A 232-nucleotide genomic window follows, 5' to 3' on the forward strand; every position below is an offset into this window, starting at 1 on the left:
GTGACATAGGCCAGGCCGCCCAGGTTGGCCCAGTTGAAGTTCAGGAAGCGGTCGAGCATGCGGAACTGGCGGTTGAGCGTCAGGCCGCACTGCGCATTGCCCAGCACCAGCTTGTCGAAATACAGCGCGGTGAAGGTGTTCTGCCAAGGGCTCACATCCACGAAGCGTGCCGGGGAGCTTGGGGCGCCGCCGAAGGGGTTGCCGAGCAACTGGAAGCTCTGGTTGATCAGCG

At 63.4% G+C, this 232-nt stretch carries 1 protein-coding gene; it reads right to left on the reverse strand.

The window, feature by feature from the left end; genetic code table 11:
- On the reverse strand, positions 1-232 hold a 232-nt coding region (locus KZZ04_RS20930; protein WP_219424139.1), incomplete at both ends, for a hypothetical protein.

The sequence above is a fragment of the Pseudoalteromonas sp. CR1 genome (assembly GCF_019392235.1).
Classification (GTDB): domain Bacteria; phylum Pseudomonadota; class Gammaproteobacteria; order Enterobacterales; family Alteromonadaceae; genus Pseudoalteromonas.